At 42.4% G+C, this 20,238-nt stretch carries 17 protein-coding genes and 1 other RNA gene; 8 read left to right on the forward strand and 10 right to left on the reverse strand.

The features are described 5' to 3' along the window. Positions 1-33: 33 nt before the first annotated feature. The gene (locus tag FLP08_RS01650) at positions 34-1,359 is read right to left on the reverse strand and encodes a dihydrolipoamide acetyltransferase family protein (RefSeq protein WP_156273382.1); all 1,326 of its coding nucleotides are present in this window, start codon (positions 1,357-1,359) and stop codon (positions 34-36) included. A 217-nt stretch (positions 1,360-1,576) separates the two neighbouring features. Continuing rightward, positions 1,577-2,194 (reverse strand): recombination mediator RecR, encoded by a 618-nt coding sequence (gene recR / locus FLP08_RS01655; protein ID WP_156274302.1) that lies wholly within the window; start codon positions 2,192-2,194, stop codon positions 1,577-1,579. A gap of 77 nt (positions 2,195-2,271) precedes the next feature. On the opposite strand from recR, the gene FLP08_RS01660 reads away from it, so the two are divergent. Continuing rightward, positions 2,272-3,717 carry a sodium:solute symporter gene (locus FLP08_RS01660; protein WP_156273384.1) on the forward strand — a complete coding sequence of 482 codons (1,446 nt, stop codon included), beginning with the start codon at positions 2,272-2,274 and terminating at the stop codon, positions 3,715-3,717. Here FLP08_RS01660 and FLP08_RS01665 read toward each other — a convergent pair. Continuing rightward, positions 3,688-4,050 (reverse strand): CoA-binding protein, encoded by a 363-nt coding sequence (locus FLP08_RS01665; protein WP_156273386.1) that lies wholly within the window; start codon positions 4,048-4,050, stop codon positions 3,688-3,690. The genes FLP08_RS01660 and FLP08_RS01665 overlap by 30 nt on opposite strands. Before the next feature lie 300 nt (positions 4,051-4,350). Here FLP08_RS01665 and FLP08_RS01670 point away from each other — a divergent pair, with 300 nt between their 5' ends. Further along, entirely contained in the window at positions 4,351-6,711 is a 2,361-nt protein-coding gene (locus FLP08_RS01670) for a TonB-dependent receptor (RefSeq protein WP_156273388.1), read from the forward strand. Between the two features lie 75 nt (positions 6,712-6,786). On the opposite strand, the gene FLP08_RS01675 is transcribed toward FLP08_RS01670, so the two are convergent. Further along, positions 6,787-8,412, reverse strand: a complete 1,626-nt coding sequence (locus tag FLP08_RS01675; RefSeq protein ID WP_156273390.1) for an ABC-F family ATP-binding cassette domain-containing protein — start codon at positions 8,410-8,412, stop codon at positions 6,787-6,789. A 170-nt stretch (positions 8,413-8,582) separates the two neighbouring features. On the opposite strand from FLP08_RS01675, the gene FLP08_RS01680 reads away from it, so the two are divergent. Continuing rightward, the gene (locus FLP08_RS01680) at positions 8,583-9,995 is read left to right on the forward strand and encodes a TlpA family protein disulfide reductase (protein ID WP_156273392.1); all 1,413 of its coding nucleotides are present in this window, start codon (positions 8,583-8,585) and stop codon (positions 9,993-9,995) included. A gap of 48 nt (positions 9,996-10,043) precedes the next feature. Here FLP08_RS01680 and fsa read toward each other — a convergent pair whose 3' ends face one another. From fsa to ffs, 3 genes are all read right to left on the reverse strand, one after another. After that, positions 10,044-10,700 carry a fructose-6-phosphate aldolase gene (gene fsa / locus FLP08_RS01685; protein WP_156273394.1) on the reverse strand — a complete coding sequence of 219 codons (657 nt, stop codon included), beginning with the start codon at positions 10,698-10,700 and terminating at the stop codon, positions 10,044-10,046. Between the two features lie 55 nt (positions 10,701-10,755). Then, on the reverse strand, positions 10,756-11,577 hold the full coding sequence (locus FLP08_RS01690) for an SDR family oxidoreductase (protein WP_156273396.1): 822 nt from the start codon (positions 11,575-11,577) through the stop codon (positions 10,756-10,758). Between the two features lie 43 nt (positions 11,578-11,620). Beyond that, positions 11,621-11,719: signal recognition particle sRNA small type (gene ffs, locus FLP08_RS01695), an RNA gene on the reverse strand. A gap of 84 nt (positions 11,720-11,803) precedes the next feature. Here ffs and FLP08_RS01700 point away from each other — a divergent pair. From FLP08_RS01700 to FLP08_RS01710, 3 genes are all read left to right on the forward strand, one after another. Beyond that, positions 11,804-12,859: a glutaminyl-peptide cyclotransferase gene (locus FLP08_RS01700; RefSeq protein WP_156273398.1), complete on the forward strand. Its 1,056-nt coding sequence runs from the start codon at positions 11,804-11,806 to the stop codon at positions 12,857-12,859. Then, on the forward strand, positions 12,859-13,263 hold the full coding sequence (locus FLP08_RS01705; protein WP_156273400.1) for an acyl-CoA thioesterase: 405 nt from the start codon (positions 12,859-12,861) through the stop codon (positions 13,261-13,263). The genes FLP08_RS01700 and FLP08_RS01705 overlap by 1 nt, the downstream gene beginning before the upstream one ends. A 111-nt stretch (positions 13,264-13,374) precedes the next feature. Beyond that, entirely contained in the window at positions 13,375-13,737 is a 363-nt protein-coding gene (locus FLP08_RS01710; RefSeq protein ID WP_156273402.1) for a DoxX family protein, read from the forward strand. 52 nt (positions 13,738-13,789) lie between these two features. Here FLP08_RS01710 and glyA read toward each other — a convergent pair whose 3' ends face one another. Continuing rightward, positions 13,790-15,064: a serine hydroxymethyltransferase gene (gene glyA, locus FLP08_RS01715; protein ID WP_156273404.1), complete on the reverse strand. Its 1,275-nt coding sequence runs from the start codon at positions 15,062-15,064 to the stop codon at positions 13,790-13,792. Positions 15,065-15,174: 110 nt separating this feature from the next. Here glyA and fahA point away from each other — a divergent pair, with 110 nt between their 5' ends. Beyond that, positions 15,175-16,464 (forward strand): fumarylacetoacetase, encoded by a 1,290-nt coding sequence (fahA, locus tag FLP08_RS01720; RefSeq protein WP_156273406.1) that lies wholly within the window; start codon positions 15,175-15,177, stop codon positions 16,462-16,464. A gap of 46 nt (positions 16,465-16,510) precedes the next feature. Here fahA and FLP08_RS01725 read toward each other — a convergent pair whose 3' ends face one another. Beyond that, positions 16,511-16,903, reverse strand: a complete 393-nt coding sequence (locus FLP08_RS01725) for a RidA family protein (RefSeq protein ID WP_156273408.1) — start codon at positions 16,901-16,903, stop codon at positions 16,511-16,513. Between the two features lie 125 nt (positions 16,904-17,028). Continuing rightward, complete coding sequence (gene ytxJ, locus FLP08_RS01730) at positions 17,029-17,430, reverse strand: bacillithiol system redox-active protein YtxJ (RefSeq protein WP_156273410.1); 402 nt, start codon at positions 17,428-17,430, stop codon at positions 17,029-17,031. 180 nt (positions 17,431-17,610) lie between these two features. Between ytxJ and clpB the strand changes: the two genes are divergently transcribed. Next, positions 17,611-20,217, forward strand: a complete 2,607-nt coding sequence (gene clpB / locus FLP08_RS01735; protein ID WP_156273412.1) for an ATP-dependent chaperone ClpB — start codon at positions 17,611-17,613, stop codon at positions 20,215-20,217. The last annotated feature ends 21 nt before the right edge of the window (positions 20,218-20,238 follow it).

Genomic DNA, 20,238 nt, shown 5'->3' on the forward strand with positions numbered 1-20,238 from the left:
ATCACGGCTTTTGAAATCATCTTTCTTTTAGAACTAGATCTCTCTATCCTTATCGAAACCTTCAAGGTACTGGGCAACTCTTTGCACGAACTGACCTCCTAAAGCTCCATTCACAACCCTGTGGTCGTAACTATGAGACAGGATCATTTTATAACGGATACCGATAAAATCACCATCTGGTGTTTCTATTACTGCAGGCATTTTCCTGATAGCCCCCAGCGCCAGGATACCTACCTGCGGCTGGTTGATAATAGGAGTTCCCATGATACTTCCAAAAGTTCCAACATTGGTTACGGTATAAGTACCACCCTGGATCTCATCTGGTTTTAGTTTATTCTGTCTCGCACGGTTCGCCAGGTCGTTAACAGCCTTAGCCATACCTACCAGGTTCAACCTGTCGGCATTCTTAATCACCGGTACGATAAGGTTACCATCTGGAAGGGCTGCCGCCATTCCCAGATTGATGTTTTTCTTTTTAATGACCTTGGTTGCATCCTCGTTCACCGATATATTGATCATCGGAAAATCACGAATAGCTTTCGCTACGGCTTCCATAAAGATCGGGGTGAAAGTTAGTTTCTCACCTTCCTTCTTCTGAAATTCAGCCTTATGCTTGTTTCTCCAGTTCCAGATATTAGTAACATCTACCTCGATAAACGACTGGACATGGGCAGATTTCTGAACGCTTTCCACCATATGGTGTGCGATCATTTTACCCATACGGCTCATTTCTATGATCTCGTCCTCTCCGGAAACCACTGGCTCTGGTTGTGCAGACACTCCTTTCTCCATGGCCTTGGTATCCACAGATTTTGAGGCTGCCGAAGCAGATTTTTTAGGCTGAGAGCCTCTGTTTTCAACATAGGCCAGGATATCGTTTTTGGTCACACGCCCTTCTTTGCCGGTTCCTTCGATGGACTCCAGCTCTTCTAGGGAAATATTTTCTTCCTTGGCGATATTTTTTACTAAAGGTGAATAAAACCTGGAAGAGTCTGAATAATCTTCAGTTCCACCGCTAGAAGCGGTCGCTTTTGCAGTTTCAACGGTCTCCTCTACCTGTGCAGCTTCCTGAGGAGTATCTTCATCTTCATCTTCGGTAGTCCCGCCTTCAACTTCTCCATCGGTTTCAATAATGGCAATGGTTTGCCCCACTTTAACCACATCATCAACTTCAAATAGCTTTTCAACCAGTTTCCCGTCTACTTCGCTAGGAACTTCACTATCTACTTTATCGGTAGCTATTTCCAGTACCGGCTCATCCATTTCTATGGTGTCGCCAACCTCTTTTAGCCAGCTAGTTATCGTTGCTTCTGCAACACTTTCACCCATTTTGGGTAACTTCAATTCGAATTTTGCCATATCGTTAAATCAGATGCGATTTTGGTTATTAGGTTTGCGAATTTAACCAAAAAACCGCTTAATGAATATTAAAAAATCAATAAAATTAGCTTTTACTGAATTTTTTTATAGTCGCGAGCGCTGATTAAATTCCCGCTAAAATTACGATTTCAAGCACGGAATTGAAAAAGATTTAGCCATTTTTAAAGAGAAAGGACCTGAAGAAGACCTTTAATTTTTAAGATTTCATGGAATTTTCAAAAGGAATACGGTTAGTGATACTCCTTCCCAGGGTGACCTCATCGGCGTACTCCAGCTCGTCGCCAACCGAAATTCCGCGGGCGATCGTAGAGGTTTTTATCCCGGTTCCCTCCAGTTGTTTGTAGATATAAAAATTGGTAGTGTCTCCCTCCAGGGTACTGCTCAATGCAAAGATGATCTCCTCTATCTTCCCTGCGGAAACCTTTTCGATCAAAGGCTTGATACTAAGCTGCGATGGACCTATGCCATCCATGGGACTAATCTTACCGCCAAGCACATGATAATGCCCGCGGTACTGCCCGGTATTTTCAATGGCCATTACATCCCGGATATCTTCTACCACACAAACAATTTCTGAAACGCGCGACGGGTTGGCACAGATCTCACATAGCTCCGTATCGCTTATATTAAAGCAGTTCTTACATAATTTGATGTTCTGCCTCAGGTTTTGCAGGGCACCGGCCAGCTGCTCGGTCTGCTCTTTTGGCTGTTTAAGTAGATGCAATACCAGCCTTAGGGCAGTTCGTTTTCCTATCCCCGGCAATTGCGACATCTCATCTACCGCCTGCTCCAGTAATTTTGAAGAAAAATCCATATGCGAATTTATGATTTTTTTCATGGATGAAATTACTTAAAGCTTAATTTGTAAATTGCCGCGCAGAACTACTTACTATGCAACCTTACCAAGTCCTCATTCTTGTAGCTGCCTATTTCGCTGTCCTTATTTTAATCTCTTACTTCACGGGTCGCGGAGGCAGTAATGCAGAATTCTTTAAAGCAAATAAACAAGCGCCCTGGTACCTGGTTGCCTTCGGAATGATAGGAGCTTCCCTAAGCGGGATCACCTTTATCTCCATTCCCGGCACGGTAGAAAGTGATTCCTTCAGCTATTTCCAGGTGGTACTTGGTTATACGGTGGGTTATGCCGTGATAGCCCAGGTCCTGCTGCCTCTTTATTACAAACTGAACCTCACCTCTATTTACACCTACCTCGAGTCCCGTTTCGGAAATGCTTCCTATAAGACGGGAGCCTCTTTTTTCCTGTTATCAAGGGTGGTAGGGGCAAGTTTCAGGCTGTTCCTCGTCGCCAATGTACTTCAGCTTATAGTTTTCGATGCGATGGGAGTACCCTATTATGTGACAGTTACGATCACCATACTGCTAATCTGGCTTTACACCTTTAAAAGCGGGATAAAGACGATCATCTGGACAGACACCTTGCAGACCTTCTTTATGTTGCTGGCCCTGGGTATTACCATTCATTTTATTTCTGAAGATCTTGGTTTTTCAGTGAGTAATCTTATGGGGTACCTGGCGGAAAGTGAACATTCCCAGATCTTCTTTTTCGAAGACTGGAAAAGCAAGGACCATTTTGTTAAACAATTCCTTTCCGGTGCCTTTATCGCGATAGTGATGACCGGATTGGACCAGGATATGATGCAAAAGAACCTTACCTGCCGCAGCCTGAAGGATGCGCAGAAGAACATGTTCTGGTTCACCATTGTGCTGGTTTTTGTGAATTTCCTATTCCTGGCACTGGGGGTTCTTCTTACAGATTATGCAGACATTAATGGCATTACCGAGGTTAGGGACGATCTTTTCCCGGCCATTGCCACCAGCGGAGACCTTGGCCTGGCCGTGGCCATCTTCTTTATCCTCGGCCTTATCGCGGCTGCCTACTCGAGTGCAGATAGCGCCCTAACTTCGCTTACCACATCTTTTAGTATAGACATACTGGATATTGAGAAAAAATATGATGAAAAGAAACAGGTAAGAATAAGAAAACAGATACATGTAGCGATTTCCATCCTGCTTATCCTGGTAATGCTGGTTTTTAAATATGCGATCGCAGATAAAAGTGTGATCAACAAGTTATTCCAGTTCGCCGGGTACACCTATGGGCCACTATTAGGCTTATACACTTTTGGGCTTTTTACCAAATGGAAGGTAAAAGACAAACTGGTACCGGCAATCGCCATTGCTGCCCCTGTCTTGTCTTACATAATAAGTGTAAACAGCCTGAAGTGGTTTGGCTTTGAATTCGGCTTTTTTATCCTGATACTGAACGGGCTCTTAACCTTCCTGGGATTAGTATTGCTGAGAAGAAAGCATGACTAAGGTACAGGCATTCTCAAAATGAATATTGTTCTTTTTTAAGAGATCGTAAAGTTCAGGGTTTTCTGTACCGGGATTAAAGATCACTCTTTCAGGATTTAGAGAAAGTATATAATCATAGTATTCCTGTTGCCTCTTAGCATTGAGGTATAGAGTTACGGTATCTATATCTTCAAAAGGATATTTCTCAGTCTTTATTTCTACCCCGGCCACTTTTCCTTGTCTTAATCCAATAGCAACTGTGGGCTGATTGTGTTTAACCAGCCTGTTAATTGCCAGGTTCGAATATCGATTAGGTTTTAGGGAGGCCCCGAGAACAAGCGTTTTTTTCTTCATATTTTCAAAGTTAATGAAAATTAGGTGTAACAATCCCTTTCGCCAGTAGTCTTTAAAATGAGGTCCGGGCCTTGCAAGATCATCCTATTAATTTTGATGGTTAGTGTTAATAAAGACGATCTTGCCAAAACCTGCATCCTTTTTTGGGTGCAGGTTCTTTTTTTTTGAAAAGGATGTAACATAAATCTTTTTGGCTCGTCATTATAGTACAAGGGCATCAAAATACGGAGTATTACGCATTCTAATTATGCAATACAAAGTACCTTTCAATAAACCTTAATCATCAAAATCAATCAAAAAATGAAACAGTTAACTTTATTTCTGTGCCTATTGAGCACTACAATTAGCCTAGCTTTAAACGATCCCATTGGCCAGATCTCGGGAACGGTTATAGACCGCGAACTCAAAGAAGCCATACCTTACGCCACGGTCATCCTTAATGATACCGAGGGAGAACTGGTTAGCGGTGTTACCACCAATGAGGATGGTAGCTTTTTAATAACCGGCATCAAGGCTGGAAATTACATGTTTAAAGTTCAGTTCATGGGTTATAAGACCTTTACCAAAGAGGTGAGCCTGGAGCGGAATAATTCTAAGCTTGATATTGGCATCATCGAACTGGAAGCAGACATCTCCATGCTTGACGAAACAGTGGTTGTGGCCGAAAGGACTACCATAGAGCAACGTGTGGACCGTAAAGTGATCAACGTAGGGAAAGACCTTATGACCACCGGGGCAAGTGCTTCCGAGATCATGGTAAATGTACCATCGGTGAATGTAGACCAGGATGGGAATATCTCGCTTAGAGGAAATTCTAACGTGAGGATTCTGGTAGACGGCAAACCTACCAATATGGATCCGGCACAATTGCTTAAACAAATACCTTCCACCTCCATAAAAAGCATTGAATTGATCACCAATCCTTCCGCAAAGTATAATCCGGAAGGAATGAGCGGGATAATAAATATCGTGCTGCATAAAAATTCCAACGAAGGCTTCAACGGAACCGTAAATACAGGCTCTACCCAGGGCGTACACAACCGTCTTAATGGTTCCCTGGATCTGAATTACCGAAAAGGCAAATTCAATTTTTACACTAACCTGGGAACCAATGTGGGGGATCGTGAAAATGGCGGAAACATTTTTCTTCCGGCCCAGGACGCGACCCAGGAATTCAGAATCGATAATGAAAGAGAAAATTACCTTTACAAGATAGGAGTGGATTTTTACCTGAACGAACAGAACACCCTGTCTTTTTATACCAACCAGAACCGCTACTTTGGAGGGCCTCAGGGCTATATTAGCTTCGATGACCTAAACGATCCTTCCAACAGTTTTACCCAGGCTATAGAAATGAATTTTGATAATCTGAATTCTACCTATAACCTCCTGTATGACCATAAATTTGAAAAGGACGGCCATAATATTCAGGCTGAACTGGATTACAACAATTTTGAGGGGAACGAAGATACCAGGATAGATTTTGTAAATACAGAGCTTGAGCTGGTTCCATACCAGGACCTTGTATTTCAAAACAGGAGCAACCTTACAGCTAACCTGGATTATGTGAATCCGCTTGGTAAGACCAGCAAACTTGAGATGGGACTGGAAGCCAGGATTCTGGACACAGATAATGACTATAACACATCCAATCCACAATTCACTGATGCTACTTACCAGTACAAAAGGGATATCTATAGCGTCTATTCTACATTTGGGCAGAATTTCGACAAATGGTCGTATCAATTTGGCGCAAGAATGGAAAATTACCAGGTAAATGCCATTTATAATGGTGAGGAAGTTTACAGGGATGATTATGTTACGCTATACCCTTCAGGATTTATCAACTATAATCCCAGTGAAAAGAATTCATACCAATTAAGCTACAGCAGAAGAGTAGACCGCCCAGGTTTTGGGCAGGTAAACCCAATAAGGGAGGTTGCCAGCCCAAGGTTAACGGTTGCAGGTAACCCTGAGCTTGATCCTCAGTTTACCAATTCGGTCGAATTTAACTACACCCGTAATTTCAAAAAGAAAGGAAGTGTTACCGCCGGGCTTTTCTATCGTAGAACCATAGACGAGATCAACCAGGTTTTCAACCAGGTAGAAGATGAACCTGGCTCGATCTTCCTTACCTATCAGAACTTTGAGAACAACGACTCCTATGGAGTAGAGTTTTCTTCGAATTATAAAATCACCGACTGGTGGAGCACCAACACCTCACTGGAGCTTTACGGACAAACCCTGAAAGGTGTGGCCGGAACTGAATTTATCGAGATTGATAACGAAGCCTATACCTTCAGGACCAATCATAATTTCGATGTAACCGAAGACCTTACCTTTTCACTTTTCGGATTTTACCGAAGCAAAATGAGAGATCTTCAACTCGATATAGACGACCTGTATTTTGTAAACCTGGGAGCGCGTTATACCTTCCTAGAAAACAAGAATGCTACCCTGAGCCTGAACTTCAATGATGTTTTCGATACTCAGGAGTTCCGGGTAACCGGGGGCAGACCTTTCCCTCAACAGGGAAGATTCAAAGGAGAAACCCAGTCTGTTTACCTTGGATTCTCTTACAGGTTTGGAGGAGGCAAGAACCTGGCCTTCAAACGTAAGAACAGGGACGACAACCAGGCAGGAAACGGTGGTATCTTTTAAAATCTTATTTGTTTAGCCAAAAAAAGCCGCAGAACATACGATCTGCGGCTTTTTCTATTTAAAACTAACTATAAATTATGCTTCTACAGCATACATCTTTTCTCTTTGTTCCCTGATGCTCTTATCGCTCATATACTCATCAAAGCTTAGGTAACGATCTATCACTCCTCCAGGAGTTAGCTCGATCACACGATTAGCCACGGTTTGGGCAAATTCGTGGTCATGAGTGGTGAACAGCACGGTCCCCTTGAAATTCTTCAGGGAGTTATTAAATGCGGTAATAGATTCCAGGTCCAGGTGGTTCGTAGGCTCATCAAGCATTAGAACATTCGCTCTTATCATCATCATTCTACTAAGCATACAACGAACTTTTTCACCTCCAGAAAGTACTCTACAGGTCTTTAAAGCCTCTTCCCCGCTAAACAGCATTTTTCCCAGAAATCCTCTAATATATACTTCTTCTCTTTCTTCTTCGGTCTTGGCCCACTGACGTAACCAGTCTACAAGCGTAAGGTCACTATCAAAGAAATCTGAATTATCTGCCGGTAAATAGGATTGGGAAGTAGTTACACCCCACTGGAATTTACCATTTACAGGCTCCTGCTTTCCGTTGATGATCTCGTAAAAAGCAGTGGTAGCTCTGGAATCTTTTGAAAAAACCACTACTTTATCTCCCTTGGCAAGATTAATATCTACTTTTCTGAAAAGGGTTTCCCCTTCTAAACTTGCCTCAAGATTTTCAACATTCAGGATCTGGTCCCCGGCTTCACGCTCTCTGTCGAAGATGATCGCAGGATACCTTCTGCTGGATGGCTTGATCTCATCGATATTCAATTTATCGATCATTTTCTTTCTGGAAGTCGCCTGTTTACTTTTGGCAACGTTGGCGCTGAATCGCTGAATGAATTCCTGAAGTTCTTTCTTCTTCTCTTCAGCCTTCTTATTCTGCTGGGCTCTCTGCCTTGCAGCAAGCTGTGAAGATTCATACCAGAAAGTATAGTTACCGCTAAAGTGATTGATCTTACCGAAATCAATATCTGAAATATGCGTACAAACTGCATCCAGGAAATGACGGTCGTGAGATACAACGATCACCGTATTATCATAATTGGCCAGGAAATTCTCGAGCCAGGAAATGGTTTCGTAGTCCAAATCGTTAGTAGGCTCATCCATGATAAGCACATCTGGATTTCCGAATAACGCCTGGGCTAAAAGCACCCTTACCTTCTGCTTACCATCCAAGTCTTTCATTTGAGAATAATGCAGCTCGGTCTTTATCCCAAGGTTAGAAAGCATGGACGCGGCATTACTTTCGGCGTTCCACCCATCCATTTCCTCGAATTGTACCTGTAGCTCCCCTATCCTGTCGGCATTTTCATCTGAATAATCTGCATACAATGCATCCATTTCAGTTTTCACCTCGAAAAGAGGCTTATTACCCCTCATTACGGTTTCTAGTACAGGATAATCATCATAAAGGTTGTGGTTCTGTTCCAGAACCGACATACGTTTACCCGGCTCCAGGTGCACGTGCCCCGAAGTAGGTTCAGATTTCCCTGAAAGGATCTTTAGAAAGGTAGATTTTCCGGCACCGTTGGCACCGATGATTCCGTAACAGTTTCCCTGAGTAAAGGTTGTATTAACCTCATCGAACAAAACACGTTTTCCAAACTGTACAGAAAGGTTTGATACTGAAAGCATAAACAGATTAAATTAATTTTTTGCAAAAGTAGTTATAATCAGTCTTACTAAGAAAGATTAACGTTTTAAATATTCGTTTTAACGCCCACTTAACATAGCACCGATATGCCAGCCTCTATATTTGTTAAAAAATAGGGCGATCCGAAAAGCCCTGTGGCCCAATACCTCAAATGAAATATACTTTCTTTTTAAGTCTGTGCTGCGTGCTAATGCTCATGGGGTGTACTGAAAATTCCCCTGAAGCAACTTCTGTATTTATCGGCGGCCAGATTAACAATCCTGAAACAGATTATGTCATCATTTCCAAAGAAAATGAGACCATAGATACGCTTTACCTGGACGAAAAGAATCAGTTCGGGAAAGATTTCAAAAATCTCGAGGGTGGGATCTATACTTTTAAACATCCCCCGGAAAGCCAGATTATGTATATGGAGCCGGGAGACAGTATCGTTATTTGGCTCAACACCCTTTCTTTTGACGAGTCCCTGAATTTTAGCGGGGAAGGTGCTCAAAAAAGCAATTTCTTGCTGGACATGTTCTTAAAGAATCGTAGCAATAACGATCTTATTCTTACTTACTACAAAATAGAACCGGAAGAATTCGCCAGGATCACCGATTCTATTAAAAATTCCAGGCTTAAGGAACTGGAGGAACTAAAGGAAAAACATGAATTCTCAGACGAATTCTTAAAGGTTGCCAGGTCCAGTATAGATTATGAATATTATGATTTAAGAGAGCGTTACAACTTTCTAATCAGAAAATATTATAACGACTATGCAGAAAAGATCCCTGAAAATTTCAATGACTACCGTAAGGAGATAGATTTTAATAACGAGGCGCTGCAGGATTACTATGTTTATACGAACCTGATCGATGATTACCTGCGTTCAAAATCTATTGAGACCTGTATAGAGGAACATGCAGATCACCAGAAGTGTTTCAACATTAATACTTACAAGAACATAGAAAGACGTATTCTACTCATCGATTCTTTATCTGAAATAGAATCGCTAAAAAATGAATTCCTGGACAGGCTTTCTGCCCAGGCTATTACTATGGCCGAAGGAGAAAGCAGGCTCGATTCTATTCTGGGTCTTCTGGAAAGCATTAATTACAGTCATATCAATACAGCCGAAGAACTTGCCGAGATCCAGAAAAATTATTTCGTAGGCCAATCAATTAACGATCTTACCGCACAGGACACAGAAGGAAATATTATAAAATATGGAGATGTTATAGACAGTCCCACCATCACTTTTGCCTGGTCTATCTATTCTCCTGCTCATCACAGATGGCAACATAGTATCATTAAGGAGCTGGAAGAGAAATACCCGGAACTCAATTTTCTAGGGGTAAATATAGATCTGGGCGATCGCGAAGAATGGTTAAGAACCCTGGAAACCTTTGATTATAATAAGGAGAACGAATATCAGATCGTAAGACGATCTACTTCTAAAGAGACTTATAGAAAATACCTCAATAAGATCTTTTTCGTGAATTCCGACGGTACCATCGTAAAAGGAGATATCAATCTGGGCGGGCCAGACTTCGAATCCAAACTACAGGAATTCATTAACAAATAAAAAAGGCCGTCTTTCCGGACAGCCTTTTTTTATATTTACTACGAGAAATTATTTGTTCCCTTTCTTGTAATCTGCCAGGAATTTCTCAAGGCCGATATCTGTTAACGGGTGATTAAGTAAACCTTCAATAGAAGAAAGCGGACCCGTCATCACATCTGCTCCAATCTTGGCGCATTCAAGCACGTGCATGGTATGTCTTACCGAAGCTGCAAGGATCTCTGTTTCAAAACCGTAGTTATCATAGATCAAACGAATATCTGCGATCAGGTTCAAACCATCTGTTGAAATATCGTCTAGCCTTCCGATAAAAGGAGAAACATAGGTAGCACCTGCTTTAGCAGCAAGCAAAGCCTGTCCCGCAGAAAATACCAAAGTACAGTTAGTTTTGATTCCCTTATCGCTAAAATATTTTAGGGCTTTCACTCCTTCCTTGATCATAGGAACCTTTACAATGATCTGCTCATGTAATTCCGCAAGCTCCTCACCTTCTTTTACAATACCTTCAAAATCGGTTGCGATCACTTCAGCACTCACATCACCATCTACAAGATCGCAGATCTTTTTGTAATGCTTAAAAATATTGTCTTTCCCGGTGATACCTTCTTTGGCCATCAGGGAAGGGTTAGTAGTAACCCCGTCAAGAACTCCCAGGTCCTGGGCTTCTTTGATCTGGTCAAGGTTGGCGGTATCAATAAAAAATTTCATAGTTGTGTGTTATTTTGAAAATTAATGAAATACGATTTTTTGGATCTGAATAAAATTACAATTTATAATGCTTCATGAGCATTTTCTCATATAGTTTATCTGGCAAAAGGCCCTTGAGCTTTACTGAAAACTTCTGCAGCCTTTCCCCTACTTTATAATGCACCTTCGGCTCTGGGGTCTCGATAATTTTTAAGATCTCTTTGGCCATCAATTCCGGATCCTGGCCAGCATCAACATGCTCGTTCATGAGCTTTAAAGTCTTCCCATAAACCTCCTCATATGGAGATCCCGGGGTAACAGGAGCATGATACCTGCCTGAAGCGATATTGGTTGCGAAGTCGCCCGGGGCCACATTGGTCATCTGTATGCCGAATTGCTTGATCTCCATCCTGTAGGCTTCGGCAGTGATCTCCAGGGCTCCTTTGGTTGCAGAATATATCCCGCGATAGGGCAATCCCATATACCCGGCTATAGAGGTCACGTTAATGATGAGCCCGCCCCTTTGTCTTCGCATAATCGGAAGGCTATGCTTTATCATCCTTAATGGACCATAATAATTGGTCTCAAAAGCTTTTTTGATCTCTTCTTCGGGGGTTTCTTCGATGGGACCGGTAATTCCAACTCCGGCATTGTTTATAAGAATATCTATCCTGCCTTCTTTCGCCACCACATTTTCGATAGCAGCTACAATGGTTTCCTCTTTGGTGACATCTAATTGCACAAAACTAAAACCATTCTGGGTAGAGGCGTTAGCCTTTCTGCTGGTTCCGTAAACTTTAAAATTTCGTATGCTTAGATAGGTCGCAATAGACTTTCCGATTCCGGAAGAAGCACCGGTGATAAGCACCACTTTCTGTGAAGATTCCCCTTGTTTCATATCGCACAAATATGCAATAAATTTAGGACTTAGTAGAAACAAAAAATGGCAAGCGACCCACATCACACCGCTACGACCGCTTACCCTTGCTGCGTTCCCGCCCTGGGGGATTCAGCAGGAGCTGGTTGTGTGGGACTTGCCGGTGCAAATATACAATCTTTGTATCTTTTGGCAAGCTTTTTTTAAAGTGAATTGGTTAATTTTGCTGTGACTTCAAGCCTATTTAATGATGAACAAATTTAACTTACTGTTACTCTTTATTTTAAACTTTTTATTTTTTTCCTGTGGAAGCAATAACGGAAATAAAAAATCTGATTTTTCCCTGAAAATCGAAGAAAATAAATCCCAGTTTCAGATAAATGAAAGCCTGAAAGCTTCGATCGTAAATTCAAAAAACAGGAATATAGACTCGGTTTCTTTCTACCTGGGGGACCAGTATCTGAAAAGCTCTAAAACCGGGGATTTCGACATGTCGCTTCAGAATACCTTACTCGGGAATCAAACCCTGAAGGCCGTGGTTCACGGGGAAGAGATCACAGATACCGTATTCAAGGACATTAAAATACTTAATACCACTGCCCCTACTCTTTATACTTACGAGATAGTGAACACCTACCCGCATGATATCACCTCTTATACACAGGGACTGGAATTTCACGGGGATACACTTTACGAAAGCATAGGCCAGTATGGAAGGTCTAAATTAAGGAAGCTTGATCTGGAGACGGGAGAAGTGCTCAGGGAAATCAAGCTGGACGACCAGTACTTCGCAGAAGGCCTTACCATTATGGGAGACAAACTATACCAGCTTACCTGGCAGGAAGGCGAAGGTTTCATCTACAACCTGGATAGCTTTGAGAAAATAGGCAGCTTTGGATACAACCAGAGTAAAGAAGGCTGGGGCCTCTGCAATAATGGTGAAAAGATCTTTAAAAGTGATGGCACAGAAAAGATCTGGATCCTGGATCCCGAAACCCTTGCCGAAAAAAGCTTCCTGCAGCCAACAACCGATAAATCTACGTTTGAAAAGTTCAACGAGCTGGAATGGGTGAAGGGAAAGATCTATGCCAATACTTACCAGAGAGATGGCGTCGCAATCATAAATCCTGAGAATGGAGCTATAGAAGGCCTGGTAAACTTCAAGGAACTAAGGAATAAGGTTAGCCAGCATGATAAACTGGACGTACTTAACGGAATCGCATACAACCCTAACACCGATAAACTTTATGTCACCGGAAAGAACTGGGATAAGATCTTCGAGGTGAAAATAGTAGAAAAATAATGGAAGCTAACCCAGAGATCTACGAGAAAAAACTGGTGGTTAAAGAGGAACACCTGGACAAACAAAGGCACGTGAACAATGTTCAATACGTGCAATGGGTGCAGGATGTAGCTGAAGAGCACTGGGAAGCCAGGGCTTCCAGCGAACAAAAAACCAAGGTGATCTGGGTTGTAATACGTCATGAGATCAATTATAAGAAAGAGGCCTTCCTGGGAGACGAGATCTCCCTGCAAACCTACGTTGGCAAAACCACCCATGTGACCTCGATTAGATATGTGATCATCAAAAATCCCGAAACCGGGAAATTACTGGCCGAAGCCAAAACTACCTGGTGCCTTTTGAATGCTGATTCCAAAAGGCCGGTAAAGATCTCTGAGGAATTGAAAAAAGTATTTCAGCAATAGACTCTTACCTGCAAGCCAGTATTTTATATTTCTTTAAAGCTTTGTCTTAAACTTTGTTTAATCTTTTCTTTTAATCATTAAACATTTCTATATTGGATAAAAATTCAAATTATGGAAATTGTAAAAATCATTCTGCAGCTAATAGTTGGCCTGGGAATACTAAATGTGTGGTTATTAAGATTCAATAAGAAGACCGCTTACCGGGGAGGTAAGGCCGGGAATATGAAAGAAGAATTCAAAGCTTACGGGCTACCTGAAAGCATTGTCTACTTGGTGGGCTTCATCAAGGTAAGTTTGGCCCTGATGCTAATTGCAGGTATCTGGATAGAAAGCCTGGTAGACCCGGCAGCCATAGGAATGGCGGCTATGATGCTGGGAGCGATCATCATGCACATTAAGATTAGGGATTCCTTTAAACAGACCCTTCCTGCTCTTAGCCTGCTTATTATTTGCGGAATCATTATCTGGTTATAAAATAAAAAAGCCATTCCGAAGAATGGCTTTTTCTATATTATTTGATTTCAGGTTACATTTGAAACAATGGAAGGCCATGCATCATGGAATTTACTTCTTTTTTCACAGCTTCAATTTCTGAATCCTTATCTATGTTAGAGATCACACGATCTATAAGATCAACGATCTTCGCCATATCATCTTCTTTAAGTCCACGGGTAGTTACCGCCGGAGTTCCGATTCTAATTCCCGATGTTACAAATGGAGATTTATCATCGAAAGGCACCATATTCTTGTTCACGGTGATATCAGCTTTTCCAAGGGCTTCTTCAGCATCCTTTCCGCTTACATTCTTATTTCTAAGATCTATAAGCATCATGTGGTTATCTGTACCGCCTGAAATAACTCCGTAGTCCTTATCTACAAATGCTTTTGCAAGTACCTTGGCGTTCTTCTTAACCTGAACCATATAGTGCAGGAATTCATCTGTCAGGGCCTCTCCAAAGGCAACCGCTTTAGCCGCGATAATATGCTCTAGAGGTCCTCCCTGGTTTCCCGGGAAAATACCAGAATTGAGCATCGCAGACATTTTCTTCAGGTTTCCGTTCTTCAGTTTTTCACCAAAAGGATTGTCAAAATCCTTACCCATGATGATGATCCCTCCTCTTGGCCCGCGCAAGGTTTTATGGGTGGTAGAAGTCACAATATGGCAATGAGGCACAGGATCACTGATAAGTCCTTTGGCTATTAAGCCCGCAGGGTGTGCGATATCAGCAAGCAAAATAGCTCCCACGCTGTCTGCGATCTCTCTGAATCTCTTATAATCTATTTCTCTTGAATATGCAGAAGCACCGGCAATGATCATTTTCGGCTTTTCCTTTTCGGCAATCTCAGCAACCGCATCGTAATCGATGAGCCCGGTTTCCTTATCTACTCCATAAAAAACAGGATTGTATAATCTACCTGAAAAGTTCACCGGAGAACCATGCGTAAGATGACCTCCATGAGAAAGATCAAAACCAAGGAATTTATCTCCTGGCTTAAGGCAGGTATGAAAAACGGCTGTGTTTGCCTGAGAACCTGAATGAGGTTGCACATTGGCATATTCAGCATTGAATAATTCTTTTAGACGATCTATGGCAAGCTGCTCTACCTGGTCTACCACCTCACATCCTCCATAATATCTCTTCCCGGGATAACCTTCAGCATACTTATTTGTAAGGACAGATCCGGCCGCTTCAAGTACCGCATCGCTCACAAAATTTTCACTGGCAATAAGTTCCAAACCATTTAACTGGCGCTCTTTTTCTTCGGCTATTAAATCAAATACTTGGGTGTCTCGTTGCATTACAATTTTTTACGTTAAATATTCGGTAAAAGTAACAAATACATTCGGTTAATTACAGGAAAATAATATATTTGAGTCAACTAGATTTTAACAAAAAACCAACATTTTTTATGTCAATTACCGCTAACGATCCAAATAGAAAAACCTGGTTGGATATTCCTGGCGATACCGATTTCCCTATTCAGAATATTCCTTTCGGGGTGTTCCTTACCCGTGATGACGTGATCACCATTGGTACCAGAATTGGCGATTACGCGATAGACCTTGGAGCCCTGCACCAGTTAGGTTATTTTGAAGGGATCCCACTAACTGACGATATATTTTTACAGGATACTTTAAACGACTTTATATCTGATGGCAAGAAAACCTGGAGGCTGGTTAGAAACCGTATCGCCGATATTTTCGATGCCAATAACTCAAAATTAAAAGACAATCAGGACCACAGGAATACGGTGCTTTTCACTCTTGATGAGATAGAAATGCAAATGCCGGTTCAGGTGGGAGATTATACAGATTTTTACTCATCTAAAGAACATGCGACCAATATTGGGACAATGTTCAGAGATCCAGATAATGCCCTGCTGCCTAACTGGCTGCATATCCCGGTAGGTTACCACGGTAGAAGCTCTTCCATTATTCCTTCAGGAATTCCGGTACACCGCCCACAGGGACAAACAAAACCGGCAGATTCTGATACTCCTGTTTTTGGTCCATCCCAAAGAGTGGATTTCGAACTGGAAATGGCTTTTATCACCACCGATGCCAATCATCTTGGGGAGCCTATCCCGGTAGATGAAGCTGAAGATTATATCTTCGGAATGGTGCTTTTCAATGACTGGAGCGCACGCGATATTCAGAAATGGGAATATGTGCCATTAGGCCCATTCCTGGCCAAGAACTTCGCTTCTTCCATCTCTCCGTGGATCGTAACCATGGATGCTTTGGAACCATTTAGAACGGCTAGCCCAAAACCAGAAAAGGAATTACTTCCTTACCTAAAATATAGTGGCGACAAGAGCTTCGATATCAACCTGGAGGTTTTCCTTCAACCAGAAGGAGGTGAAGAACAATCGCTTTCAAAATCGAACTTCAAATATCTATACTGGAACATGAGCCAGCAACTTGCACACCATACCGTGAATGGTTGCCCGGTCAATTCTGGAGATATGATGGCTTCAGGAACGATCTCAGGTTCTTCTGAAGACTCCTTTGGATCTATGCTGGAACTAACCTGGAGCGGTAGCAAACCAATCAAACTTAAGGACGGTTCTGAACGTAAGTTCATTGAAGACAATGATACCGTGATCATGAGAGGATACTGCCAGAACGGTAATTCCAGGATCGGGTTTGGAGAAGTGAGAAGTAAACTTCTTCCGGTCTATAAGCCGAAGAAAAAATAATTAGCATTTTGCTCAAATGAAAAGCCCTCGATCGAGGGCTTTTTTTTTATTCCGCCAGGGCGATACATTTGATCTCTACCATAAGCTCGGGCATCACCAGGGATTTCACTTCTACCAGCGTATTGGCCACCTCCGGAAATTTTCCGTAATGTTTGCGCCTTACTTCAAAAAGCTCATCGAGATTTTCCATGGTGTGCTGCACATTGGTGACAAACCAGGTTTCGTCTACGATATTATCCATGCCCAGACCAAATTTTTTCAGTAGTTCAGCGACATTGCTGTAGGCCTTATCAACCTGTGCTTTCATATCATTTGTCCCAACCAGGTTACCTTCCTCATCCAGGCTCACCTGACCTGAGATATAAATGTTGTTTCCTGCTTTTACTGCTTCAGCAATATATTCCTGAAATGCGCCCGATCGCTCAATTTGCTTTTTCATATCTATCTTATTTGAACAATAAAAATAGACATACCTATTGATAATCAATCACCTAAGCTCCTGATCAGACGATTATCTGTAAAAATTAAGTGAAAACACTTATAACTGAAAGTTGGAATAGCGATCTAAGCCACGAAATCGGCCAGTTTCTCGGCAGATATGGCCTGGTGTGAAGAATGGTGCACCACTTCCCTGTTCTTGAGAACGATCAATTGCGGGCTTTCGTGTCTTACCTTGAATCGTTCAGCGATCTCGTTGGAAATGTCCCTGTGACTTATAAGGTCCAGGAAATAAAGTTTGACGGGCTTGCTTTCATCAAGGTTATAATCTGATTCGAACATCTTCAAAACCATCCTGCTTATCCCGCACCTGGTAGAATGCTTTAAAATGGCGACGGTGTGATCTTCTGAAGCCTTTTCAATTTCATCTAACTGTTGCATGGAATTAAGGTCTATCCATGGAGTTTCATTTTTCTTCTCGGCATTTTCCTTCTTGTCTGAACTGAAAATTTTATCAAATAATCCCATAACATTCTTTTTCGCAAAAGTAAATCTAAGTAAATTTAATAGACGAAAAATATCGATGATTTTTTAATACTATTCAACCAAACTGCCGTTTTGTCGTAATTTTTTCAATAATACACGTCATTTTGACATTTATTTTGAATGGTATATCTATTGCCATATGAATTCCAAAAAACAGCATAGATGAACTTTAATAATTTTACCATAAAATCACAAGAGGCTATCCAGCAGGCACAGCAGCTTGCTCAGGAAATGGGCCATCAGCAGATTGAGAACGAACATATTTTCAAGGCCATCACAATGGTAGACGAAAATGTGACCCCGTTCCTGCTGAAAAAACTGAACATTAACGTTAACCTGTTTACCCAGATACTTGACAAAAGCCTGGAGAGCTTTCCGAAGGTTAGCGGTGGAGATATCATGTTATCCCGTGAAGCCGGAAAAACAGTTAACGAAGCATCTTCCATTGCCAAGAAAATGGAAGATGAATATGTATCAATCGAGCACTTGATACTGGCTATTTTTAAGTCTTCCAGCAAGGTTGCCCAGATCTTGAAGGACCAGGGAGCGACCGAAAAGGGACTAAGAGCCGCTATTTCAGAATTACGCCAGGGAGATAAGGTTACCTCACAAAGCGCCGAGGAAACCTATAATTCTCTGGATAAATATGCCCGTAACCTCAACCAATTAGCCGAAGAAGGAAAATTAGACCCTGTAATTGGCCGCGACGAAGAGATTAGACGAATTCTCCAGATCCTTTCCAGGAGAACCAAGAACAACCCGATGCTGGTTGGTGAACCTGGAACCGGTAAAACTGCCATTGCAGAAGGTCTGGCCCACCGTATCGTGGATGGGGATGTACCTGAAAACTTAAAGGATAAAAGGATCTATTCCCTGGATATGGGTGCGCTTATCGCGGGTGCAAAATACAAAGGTGAATTCGAGGAGCGATTAAAAGCCGTGATCAAGGAAGTTACCACCAGCGACGGAAATATCGTGCTTTTCATTGATGAGATACACACCCTGGTGGGTGCCGGTGGTGGACAGGGAGCCATGGATGCGGCGAACATCCTGAAACCTGCCCTGGCCCGTGGTGAACTAAGAGCCATTGGAGCAACCACCCTGGATGAATACCAGAAATATTTTGAAAAGGATAAGGCACTGGAACGTCGATTCCAGAAGGTAACCGTGGAAGAACCAGATACCGAGAGCGCGATTTCTATCCTGAGAGGGATCAAGGAAAAATATGAAACTCACCATAAGGTAAGGATCAAGGATGAGGCGATCATTGCCGCGGTGGAACTATCCCAAAGATATATCACGAACAGGTTCCTGCCCGATAAGGCGATAGACCTTATGGACGAGGCAGCTTCCAAACTAAGGATGGAGATCAACTCCAAGCCGGAGGAACTTGATGTACTGGATCGTAAGATCATGCAGCTGGAGATCGAGATAGAGGCTATAAAACGCGAAAAGGATGAAGCCAAACTGAAATCCCTGAGGGCAGACCTTGCGAACCTGAAGGAAGAGCGCAACGACCTGCATGCCCGCTGGATGAGCGAAAAAGAGATCGTAGACAATATTCAGACCGCGAAATCTGAAATCGAAGAATACAAACTCGAGGCCGAAAGAGCCGAGCGTGAAGGCGACTACGGAAAGGTGGCTGAGATCAGGTATGGAAAGATCAAGGAAGCCCAGGAAAGACTGGAGAAACTTCAACAAAAGGTTGCAGAAAACCAGAATGAGAAATCCCTGATCCAGGAAGAAGTGACCAATGAGGATATCGCCGAAGTGGTGGCAAAATGGACCGGCATCCCCGTAACCAAGATGCTTCAGAGCGAACGCGAAAAACTTCTAAAACTTGAGGAAGACCTTCATAAACGAGTAGTTGGCCAGGACGAGGCCATTATTGCAGTGAGCGACGCGGTTAGAAGAAGTCGCGCGGGGCTACAGGATCAGAACAGGCCAATTGGTTCATTCCTGTTCCTGGGAACCACCGGGGTAGGTAAAACCGAGTTAGCAAAAGCACTTGCGGAATACCTGTTCGATGATGAATCGGCAATGACGAGGATAGATATGAGCGAATACCAGGAAAGGCATTCGGTGAGCAGACTTGTAGGAGCACCTCCGGGTTATGTAGGTTATGATGAAGGTGGCCAACTGACCGAAGCTGTACGCAGAAAGCCTTATTCTGTGGTACTTCTGGATGAGATCGAAAAAGCTCACCCTGATACCTTCAACATCCTCTTACAGGTATTGGATGAGGGAAGGCTGACCGACAACAAAGGTCGTCTGGCAGATTTCAAGAACACGATCATCATCATGACCTCCAATATGGGAAGCCATATTATCCAGGAAAAATTCGAGAATATCAAAGACTTGGAAACCGCGATGGAAGCAGCAAAAACCGAGGTGCTTGGATTGCTCAAACAGAGTGTACGACCTGAATTCATCAACAGGATAGATGATATCGTGATGTTTAGTCCGCTTACCCAGAAGGATATCAAGCAGATCGTTGGCCTGCAGCTGAAGGGTGTGAAAAAGATGTTGTCTAAGCAGAATATAGTACTGGATGCTACCGAGGAAGCTATAAAATACCTGGCGCAAAAAGGATTCGATCCGCAATTTGGGGCCAGGCCGGTAAAAAGAGTCGTTCAGCGGGAAGTATTGAATAAACTTTCCAAAGAGATACTTGCTGGAAGGATACATACCGATAGCATCATTTTACTGGATGAGTTCGACGATGAACTGGTATTTAGAAACCAGGAACATCTGGCTGAAAATAACTGATAAAATTAACCTATAAAAAAA

Source organism: Christiangramia aestuarii, from assembly GCF_009735585.1.
Classification (GTDB): Bacteria; Bacteroidota; Bacteroidia; order Flavobacteriales; family Flavobacteriaceae; genus Christiangramia; species Christiangramia aestuarii.

What these genes read in the sequence shown, in the direction of transcription:
- FLP08_RS01650 (WP_156273382.1), bottom strand. Translation starts at nt 1,359, where the DNA reads ATGGCAAAATTCGAATTGAAGTTACCCAAAATGGGTGAAAGTGTTGCA.
- recR (WP_156274302.1), bottom strand. Translation starts at nt 2,194, where the DNA reads ATGGATTTTTCTTCAAAATTACTGGAGCAGGCGGTAGATGAGATGTCG.
- FLP08_RS01660 (WP_156273384.1), top strand. Translation starts at nt 2,272, where the DNA reads ATGCAACCTTACCAAGTCCTCATTCTTGTAGCTGCCTATTTCGCTGTC.
- FLP08_RS01665 (WP_156273386.1), bottom strand. Translation starts at nt 4,050, where the DNA reads ATGAAGAAAAAAACGCTTGTTCTCGGGGCCTCCCTAAAACCTAATCGA.
- FLP08_RS01670 (WP_156273388.1), top strand. Translation starts at nt 4,351, where the DNA reads ATGAAACAGTTAACTTTATTTCTGTGCCTATTGAGCACTACAATTAGC.
- FLP08_RS01675 (WP_156273390.1), bottom strand. Translation starts at nt 8,412, where the DNA reads ATGCTTTCAGTATCAAACCTTTCTGTACAGTTTGGAAAACGTGTTTTG.
- FLP08_RS01680 (WP_156273392.1), top strand. Translation starts at nt 8,583, where the DNA reads ATGAAATATACTTTCTTTTTAAGTCTGTGCTGCGTGCTAATGCTCATG.
- fsa (WP_156273394.1), bottom strand. Translation starts at nt 10,700, where the DNA reads ATGAAATTTTTTATTGATACCGCCAACCTTGACCAGATCAAAGAAGCC.
- FLP08_RS01690 (WP_156273396.1), bottom strand. Translation starts at nt 11,577, where the DNA reads ATGAAACAAGGGGAATCTTCACAGAAAGTGGTGCTTATCACCGGTGCT.
- FLP08_RS01700 (WP_156273398.1), top strand. Translation starts at nt 11,804, where the DNA reads ATGATGAACAAATTTAACTTACTGTTACTCTTTATTTTAAACTTTTTA.
- FLP08_RS01705 (WP_156273400.1), top strand. Translation starts at nt 12,859, where the DNA reads ATGGAAGCTAACCCAGAGATCTACGAGAAAAAACTGGTGGTTAAAGAG.
- FLP08_RS01710 (WP_156273402.1), top strand. Translation starts at nt 13,375, where the DNA reads ATGGAAATTGTAAAAATCATTCTGCAGCTAATAGTTGGCCTGGGAATA.
- glyA (WP_156273404.1), bottom strand. Translation starts at nt 15,064, where the DNA reads ATGCAACGAGACACCCAAGTATTTGATTTAATAGCCGAAGAAAAAGAG.
- fahA (WP_156273406.1), top strand. Translation starts at nt 15,175, where the DNA reads ATGTCAATTACCGCTAACGATCCAAATAGAAAAACCTGGTTGGATATT.
- FLP08_RS01725 (WP_156273408.1), bottom strand. Translation starts at nt 16,903, where the DNA reads ATGAAAAAGCAAATTGAGCGATCGGGCGCATTTCAGGAATATATTGCT.
- ytxJ (WP_156273410.1), bottom strand. Translation starts at nt 17,430, where the DNA reads ATGGGATTATTTGATAAAATTTTCAGTTCAGACAAGAAGGAAAATGCC.
- clpB (WP_156273412.1), top strand. Translation starts at nt 17,611, where the DNA reads ATGAACTTTAATAATTTTACCATAAAATCACAAGAGGCTATCCAGCAG.